This is a genomic window from Mycobacterium sp., assembly GCF_049280035.1.
In the GTDB taxonomy this organism is placed as follows: domain Bacteria; phylum Actinomycetota; class Actinomycetes; order Mycobacteriales; family Mycobacteriaceae; genus Mycobacterium.
Map to the genome: position 1 here is coordinate 1 of NZ_JBAPPI010000029.1, position 8,350 is coordinate 8,350.

At 66.8% G+C, this 8,350-nt stretch carries 7 protein-coding genes; 3 read left to right on the forward strand and 4 right to left on the reverse strand.

What is annotated here, in order from left to right; all coding sequences use genetic code 11:
* The 3 genes from mycP to eccA all read left to right on the forward strand — a co-directional run.
* Positions 1–1,100, forward strand: a 1,100-nt coding sequence (mycP, locus tag WAN71_RS00990; protein ID WP_422223543.1) for a type VII secretion-associated serine protease mycosin, incomplete at its 5' end; no start/stop codon positions are given.
* Positions 1,097–2,626, forward strand: coding sequence for a type VII secretion protein EccE (gene eccE / locus WAN71_RS00995; RefSeq protein WP_422223544.1), 1,530 nt, complete (start codon positions 1,097–1,099; stop codon positions 2,624–2,626). The genes mycP and eccE, both read left to right, overlap by 4 nt.
* Before the next feature lie 107 nt (positions 2,627–2,733).
* A complete protein-coding gene (eccA, locus tag WAN71_RS01000; protein ID WP_422223545.1) occupies positions 2,734–4,587 on the forward strand; it encodes a type VII secretion AAA-ATPase EccA in 1,854 nt (617 codons plus the stop codon).
* A gap of 12 nt (positions 4,588–4,599) precedes the next feature.
* On the opposite strand, the gene WAN71_RS01005 is transcribed toward eccA, so the two are convergent.
* The 4 genes from WAN71_RS01005 to WAN71_RS01020 all read right to left on the reverse strand — a co-directional run.
* Complete coding sequence (locus WAN71_RS01005; protein ID WP_422223546.1) at positions 4,600–5,817, reverse strand: DUF7373 family lipoprotein; 1,218 nt, start codon at positions 5,815–5,817, stop codon at positions 4,600–4,602.
* A 29-nt stretch (positions 5,818–5,846) separates the two neighbouring features.
* Positions 5,847–6,161, reverse strand: a complete 315-nt coding sequence (locus WAN71_RS01010) for a hypothetical protein (protein WP_422223547.1) — start codon at positions 6,159–6,161, stop codon at positions 5,847–5,849.
* A 272-nt stretch (positions 6,162–6,433) separates the two neighbouring features.
* Positions 6,434–6,910 (reverse strand): nuclear transport factor 2 family protein, encoded by a 477-nt coding sequence (locus WAN71_RS01015; protein ID WP_422223548.1) that lies wholly within the window; start codon positions 6,908–6,910, stop codon positions 6,434–6,436.
* A 17-nt stretch (positions 6,911–6,927) separates the two neighbouring features.
* Positions 6,928–8,350 (reverse strand): sensor domain-containing protein (locus tag WAN71_RS01020; protein ID WP_422223549.1); only part of this gene is annotated, 1,423 nt, incomplete at its 5' end.

The window sequence follows — 8,350 nt, forward strand, 5'->3', positions numbered from 1 at the left end:
CTCCACCACCGTCGCCGGTCACGATCACCGAAACCAAACCGGCTCCACCGCCACCTCCGCCGCCTCCGGCAGACGAACCGTCAAATGGGCCGGGGGATGCGGTTGCCGGACAGCCGGATGACCCCGAGGTGCCGCCGCTTCCGCCGGGCGCGCCGGACGGGGTCGGCGGTGTGGCTCCGCATGCGACGATCATCTCCATCCGCCAGTCCTCGCGGGCCTTTGAGCTGGAGAAGCCCGGCGGCGGCGACAGCGAAGCCCGTAAGAAGGCCGGCACCGTTGCCACACTGGCCAGCGCGATCGTGCATGCGGCCAACATGGGCGCCAAGGTGATCAATGTCAGCGTCACGGCGTGCGTATCGGCGGCAGATCCGTTGGACCAGAGCGCCATTGGAGCCGCCGTCTGGTACGCCGCGACCGTCAAGGACGCAGTGATCGTCGCGGCAGCTGGTAACGAGGGCGAAGACGAGTGTGCCCAGAATCCGGGTTTCGACCCGTTGGATACCTCCGATCCGCGGGACTGGCATCAGGTCAGGACGGTGTCGTCGCCGTCCTGGTTCTCCGACTACGTGCTGTCAGTTGGCGCGGTCGACAACACCGGCGCTCCGGTGAACAAGAGCCTTTCCGGCCCGTGGGTGGCTGCTGCGGCACCCGGCGTCGGAATCATGGGGTTATCTCCGCAGACCGGTGGACCGGTGAACGCCTATCCGCCAATCCGGCCGGGTGAAAAGAACATGCCGTTCTGGGGGACGAGCTTTTCGGCGGCTTACGTCAGCGGGGTAGCCGCGCTGGTACGGGCCAAGTATCCGGCGCTGTCCGCTCATCAGATCATCAATCGCATTCTGCAGACGGCACATAATCCGGCGCGCGGTGTGGACAACCAGGTCGGCTACGGAGTGGTGGATCCGGTCGCCGCGCTGACATTCAACGTGCCACCCGGGGACCGCCTTGCGACCGGCGCTCAAAGCCGCCTGATCGTGCCGGCCGCCCCACCGCCGCCGCCGGATCACCGGGCCCGCACTGTGGCGTTGGTGTTCGCCGGATTGGTGGTCGCCGCGGTGGTGATCGCATCGCTCGTCGCGCGGGCTCGGCGAGAGCGATGACGGCAGGGTTGAGGCTGGCGATCATCGTCGGGGTTCTCGCGACCGGCCTGATCGGCTGGGCCGTAGCCGGATACCCGGGCGCCGCAGTAGGTTTGGCGCTTTCAGTAGCGGCCGGTGTGATCCCCTGGCGGGGGCAACCGCTGTGGTCATGGCTGATGCTCTGGCGCCAGCGCCGTCGAGCGATCACCTTGAGCGAACCCATCACCGTGGCCAACGACCGTGCCGGCGGTGGTGTTCGGTACCAGGATGGCGTCGCAGTGGTGGCCGTGCAGCTGCTCGGTAAGGCACATCGGCCGACCCTGTTCACCGGGTCGACGGCGACGTACACCGAAAACACCGTCGACGTCGCCGAACTGTTGCCGATGCTGCACCAGAGCCTGGGGTTGGCCATCGAATCGCTCAGCGTGGTCAGCGTCGGGACCCGGCGGCGCAGCAGCGGCGACTACGCGCGGGTCTACGACACATTGATCGGCACCCCGCCGTATGCCGGCCAGCGGGAGACATGGCTGATCGTCCGAATCGCGTCGTTCCCCAATGCCGAAGCGCTGCAATGGCGTACCTCGGTCGGCACCGCGACCCTGGCCGCGGCGCAACGGATCAGTGCGGCGCTACGGCAGCAGGGCCTCCGCACCAAGGTCGCGACCGCCACCGACATCGTTGAGTTGGAGCGGCGGCTGGGTTCCTCGGCGCTGAACGCGCAGCACCAGCGATGGCGCACGGCGCGGGGCGAGGGCGGTTGGCTGACAACCTATTGGTACCGACCCGGCGATATCACCGCGGAAAACTTAGAACACGCCTGGGCGCTGCGGGCCGATGGGATCATCCAGAACATCACCGTGCTCGGCGACGCCAGCATGACGGCAACGGTCACCGTTCGCACCGCACAGCCGCCGACAGCGCCACCGAGCGTCATGCTGAAGACCTTGCCGGGAGAGCAAGCACGCGCGATCGCGGCCAATCTCTGCGCACCGCTGCCGACGCTGCACGGTATCCGTCGCGGCATCCTGGCCGAACCGCTGATCATTCCGATCGGACCCTCGGGTGTGTTGCTGGGCAAGGTCGATGCCGGTAACCGGCTGATGCTGCCGCTCGACGACCCGGGGGAGTTCAGTCGGGTGCATATCGCCGCGCAGGACGTATTGGCCAAACGAATTGTGGTGCGGCTGGCCGGCGCCGGCGAGCGGATAACCGTGCATACCCGCGACCAGCAGAGGTGGGCGAGCGTGCGGATGCCCGATGTCGCCGTGGGCAATCAAGTCAGGCCGATCGCCGGCACCACCGTCAGCGTCGTCGACGGCACGGTCACTCCCGCGCCGCGACCGAACACGCTGATCTCGATCGGGGAGCCGGGAACGCCCTACCGGGGATCTGCCGATGTGCTCATCACCCAGATCGGCCCGGCGACCGTCGACGTGACGGCGGCCGGACAACTCCATACGGTTGAGGTCGAGTTGTTCCGGGCCGAGAATCGCTACATATCCTCGGAACCGACCCTGAGGACAACCGAGCTCGAATCGGTGGACTAAACGATGACCAGCAGCCGGCGACGATGCAGCGCCCGACGACGATGCAGCCCGCGAAGCGGGGTGAGGAGGAGTCGGGCAATTAAAGCGATGAGGAGGAGCGGCGCGCAATGACCAGCAGCAGTACCACGGCCGCCGCGCGCAAGCGATTCGATCAGGCGATGGCGTTGTTCGACAGCGACCAGCCGGCCGCCCAGACGCGGTTCCGCGAGGCCAGCGAAATCGACCCGTCGATGGCTGACGCGTGGCTGGGCCGCATCGCCGCCGGCGACGAGGCGCTGTCGACATTGCAGCAGTTGTACGCCTACGGGGCGCGGTTTCACCGGGAGACCAACCGGCTCGGTGTCCGGCTGTCGGCATCGATCAAAGCCGGGCCTTATCTGGCGATCTCGGTGACCGAGTCGTCGCACGCGGGGTTGGCGCTGGCCAGCGCGCTTGTCGATGACGGCCAGTACGAGAAAGCCGAGTCGCTGCTGAAAGATTCGGCACTGCTGGATAGCTGGGAGAACCATCAGTGGCAGCAGTATGTGCGGGCCTACCTGATGTTCGCCACGCAGCGCTGGCCCGACGTGATTTCGGTGGCAGCCACCATCTTGCCGCCGCAGGCGATCATCATGTCGGCGGTTACCGCGGCCACCAACGCATTGGCCGCACACGCGGCCGCTCATCTGGGGCAGGCACGCGTTGCGCTGGACTGGGCAGACCGGGTCGATTTACGGGCCGGACACGTCGGCGCGGGCGAGGCACGCCGGCACCAGCTGACCGACACCGCGGTGACAGCGATCGACCCGAACGAATTTCCTTTGATTGCAGCAGATCTCGCCTATGTGCGGGGGATGGCTCACCGTCAGCTCGATCAGGAGGACAAGGCCCAGGTCTGGCTGTCGAGGGCGACGATTAACGGGGCACTGATCGAGCCGGCGAAGGATGCGCTGGCCGACCCGAAGCTGCAGTTGGTGGTCACCGACGAGGAAACGATCAACACCCGCAGCAACAAATGGGACGTCACCACGCAGCGGTCCGAGCAGGAGCGCCGCGAAGAGGCGAACGACGAGCGGCGCGAAGAGCTGCTGGTCGAAGGTCGTGCCCTGCTCAACAACCAGGTCGGGCTCAGCGAAGTCAAACGCGCAGTGAGCGAAATCGAGGACCAGATCGAGGTCCGGGCTTTGCGACTGGCGGCTGGCCTGCCGGTGACCAATCAGACCAACCACATGCTTCTCGTCGGTCCACCCGGCACCGGAAAGACGACCACCGCCGAGGCGCTGGGAAAAATCTACGCCGGGCTGGGCATCGTGCGGCATCCCGAGATCATCGAAGTCAAACGGGCTGACTTCTGCGGCGAGCACATCGGGGCATCGGGCCCGAGGACCAACGAGCTGATCGCCCGTTCGCTGGGCCGCATCCTGTTCATGGATGAGTTCTACTCACTGGTGGAGCGCCACCAGGACGGCCGCCCGGACATGATCGGCATGGAGGCGGTCAACCAGCTGCTGGTCGCGCTTGAGGTGCATCGGTTCGACTTCTGTTTCATCGGTGCGGGGTATGAGAAGGAAGTCGACGAATTCCTCACCGTTAACCCGGGTTTGGCGGGCCGGTTCAATCGCAAGCTGCGCTTCGAGTCCTACGCTCCCGACGAGTTGGTGGAGATCGCGGTGCGCTACGGCGGACCGCGGGCGACGGTGATCGAGCCCGCCGCCCGCGAAGCGTTGAACATCGCTTGCAAGACCCTGCGGGCCTATCTGGCGCCTAACGGCAGCCACGGAATTGATCTCATGCAGAACGGCCGTTTCGCCCGCAACGTCGTCGAACGTGCCGAACGGCTACGCGATTCGCGGGTGGCCGCCCAGCACCGCACCGACAAGGGCTCGGTGACCGTCGAAGATCTGGAGACGTTGCGCACCCAGGACATCGTCGCGGCCGTCGTGGACGCGTGCGCGGAAAAGCATGTGCCGATCCAGATTTGAGCGCTAGACGCGTTATCCGGTGAGGATGCGGTATTGGGCCGCGGTCTGTTGGTGTGCGGTGTCAAGTTGGCGTGCAACCGTTTTGATCATGTACCGCCCAGCGGCGGCCAAGCACCAGTGGTGCGGCACCAGCCCGCCGGAACCAGGCAGGCGAGTACAGCGGCTCTGCGGTAGGCCTGGAACACCAGCGGCGGTTTGCGCGGCCGGGTTTGCGGCCACAGCGTCGCTGTAGTCCTGCACGAGTTTCTGGGCAGTGGTGGGGGTCTTGGTTTGGTAGATGGTCGTCCGGTTGATGGACACGTAGTCGACGCCGGCGGCGGTGAGCGCCGGGCCGATTTTGATGGGGTTGTCATCGAAGTGCAGGGCGCCGGGCAGGTCGTATGCAGCGCCTGATGTGGAGGTGGTCTCGTCGGCCGGCAGTGGCAATGTGCGGGCGACCAGGCCGGTCGGATCGAGTGGCAGGGTGCCGAACTGGGCGGGGTCGGTGGGTTTGAAGGTGTCGATCAGCGGTAGCTGGATGTCGAGGGTGTGAGCGGCCAGCTGTGCCTGGCAGTCCGGTCCGGCGGCGCAGCGGACGACTTGGATGAGCACAAACGGGCCGTGGCTGGTGGCTACGTTCAGTTCCTGCATGGTTTGGTTGCCTTCTAGGAAGGTGAGTAGGGCGCCTTTGGCGTCGAGGTGGCCGGGGATGGGGATGGCGCGTTCGGGTTCGGTCACGATTGGGGTGACGTCGCGGGTGCGGGGCATATGCATCGCTTGGTCGAAAAAGCCTTGGGCGGCAGCCGATGCCGAGCCGGGATCGGCGAATCGCAGGACGGCGTTGCGCAGCGATTTCTGCGGGCCCGCTGCGGGGGTGGTGTGCCGCTGGGACATGAAGCCTACGACGAACGGTAACGACCAGGCGCCGGCCATGATCGGTGGCCACAACACGGCGGCGCCCAGCTGATCGTAGTTCTCGACGACCGCGACATCGTTGGGCAGGCGGCCTGTCAGGGCGGGGTCGGCTTGCCAGGGTCCGACCACGTAGCCGGCCATCCGGCGGCCCTCCACTAGCCGCCCAGCTGGCTCGGAGCCGGCGTTACCGAGCGGCGGCTGCGGTGTGGTCGGGTATCGGCCGGGGTCGAGCAGCGAAAGATTTACCGTGGTCGCTGACGGCTCGGGCGTCGGTAATGCCAGCCCGCTGGTGGTGCTGTTACAGCCCACCAGCGCGGCCGCAATGACCGCGGTCACGGCCGAAACACCGCGCCGTGCCAGGCTGATCAAGGGTGATAGACCTGGCAAACCTTCCAACCATCTTCTTGTTTGAGGGGCAGCGGGATCTTCCCCGACCCCATCACCTCGTTCGTGCCGGTAATGACCGCCTGGGCGGTGTCACCGCTGATCGTGACCGCGACGGATTTGATCGTGTTCGGGCCGTTGCTGACGCGGCCCTTTTTCACGTAATCCATGACAACACCAGTGAATTGAGCGCGCATCGCCGCGCACATCAGTTCGGTGTAGGCCTCCCAGTTCTGGGTGTTGTAGGCGTCGTTGAATGCGCTGATGGTTTGGCGGACCTGATCCTCATCGGACACCGCTGCCGAAGGTGGCGGCGCTGCCGGCAAATGGGTTGTTGATGCCGGTGCTGGCCTGGATGCGGCGCTGTGTTGGGGTATCGCGATGCCGCCGGTAGAGCTGGAGCAGGAGGCGGCTATTGCTGCCGCAACAAGGAGTGCGGCCACGGCAGTAAGCCGCCGCAGGGGAGTGCGTCGTTCCCGTGAAGGTGGGCTCTGCTGTGCGCGCCTGGCGGCGCAGTGTGGGTGAGCAGGCCCGTCGTGGCCCGCGGCTGGTTCAGCCGTGGGCGCTGTTAGGGGTAGGTTTGGCAGATTTTCCAACCGTCCTCCTCGCGCTTCAGCGGCAAGCTGACCGACGCTGATCCTAGGGCTTCGTTGCGGGAGTTCATGTTCACCGTAGCTGTATCGCCGGTGATCGAGACCGAGGTGACCGTGACGGTGGTGACCCCGGACCTTTCGCGGTCTCTTTTGAGGTAATCCATCACGGTGCCGGTGAATTTGGCGCGCATTGGCGCGCACATCAGGTCGAGGTAGGCGTCCCAGTTTTCGGTGTTGGCGGCGTCCTGGAACGCTTTGACTGTTTGGCGCACTTGGTCTTCGTCGGAGGCTGCGGGCGACGGCGGCGCGGGGGCCGCCGAATTGGTTGGGTTGGATGCCGGCGGCGGGGTAGACGCGTGCTGGGCGGCCGGGGCGCCGCCGGTCGTGGTTGAGCAGGAGGCGATGAGTGCGGCGGCGACCAGGACTGTCACTACCCGGGCGAGCATGTTCATGGACCTGGCCTCCCCGCTTATTGTCGTGGCACCTTGGCGGCGGTGGCATTTCCCAACGCGGCCACATCAGCGCTGCCGGCGGCTCGGCACTGCCGGATATCGATGATGACGTTGCCGCGCGTCATCATCGCGTGCTGGCAGGATCCGCCGCCGCCGCGCAGGGTGGCGGTGATGGTGAGCACGCCGGTGGTGGTGACCGGGTGACCGAATTCCCAGGTCTGCGAGGCCTGGCCGGGCGGGGTCACGGTGATGGATTTTCCGCTGCACAGTTCCCATTGGCCACGCTGGTTGACGTAGAAAAGGCCTGCCGACTTCTGGGTGGAGAACGAGATCACGGCCTGGATGACGCCATCTTGCCAGGGTTCTTGGTTCATGCCACGCAGGGTCTGGGCGGCAACTCCGCTGACGGTGACGTTGCGGCCGGTGTACACCGAGGACTGGGCGGGCAGCCACGCACCCAGACACTGTTGGTCAGGGCCGGCCAGGGTTGCCGCGTCATCGGACAGGCTGGTGCTGTCTTGCTCGAGTGCCATTGGCGCCCCGCCTGATTGGGGGAGTTCGGCCGCGGTCAGCAGGATTGGGCGCAGCTGGGCGGGCCCGATGTCGGTGGCCTCCGGGCCCTGAGCGGGAGCCGCCGCCGACGCCGATTCTCGGGCCGGTCCCGGCGCAGCATTAGCCGATTGCCCGGAATCAGCAGTGGGGCTGGCGGTTTGGCCGTCCGGCCATGCCACCAGGGTGACGGTCGCGGCGGTGATCAGCACCACCGCCGCGATAGCAGCGCCGATCACGGCCCGCCGGCGCCGCCGTGGCGGCGATGCGGGGGCGGGCGGCGCCGCAGGCGGTACCGACGGGCCTGGCCAGCTGCTGAGTGTGCGTTGCCCGCCCTGCTGCCACCACGGCGCACCCGGGGGGTCCATCCGCGGGTAGGAGCTGACCTCGGAACTGGGTACCGGTGGCAGCGGCGCACGTAACCGCAGCGTGGGATCGCGCAGCGCGGCCGCAGCCGCCTCGGCGAGCGCGTGCGCCGAACCAAACCGGGCGGCGGGGTCCTTAGCCATCGCGATGCCGACCACCTGATCAAGAGCGGCCGGCAATGACGGCACCAGGCCGCTGACCCGGGGCGGCGGGCGCTGCAGGTGAGCCAGCATCACCGCAGCCGCCCCGTTAGCCCCGGAGAACGGGGTCTTGCCGGTCAGCAGCCGGAAGAGCGTGCACCCCAGCGAATAAATGTCGGCGCGCCCATCAAACTGCAATCCCGATAGCACCTCCGGGGCCGCGTAGGCGACCGTGGCCATCACCGACCCGGTCGCTGTCAGGCCGACGTCGTCGAGAGCACGTGCGATCCCGAAATCCCCCAGCAGCACCCGCTCGCCGGCGCCCGGCGGGCCCGACAGCAGAAAGTTGGCCGGCTTGATGTCTCGGTGCACGACGTTATGGGCG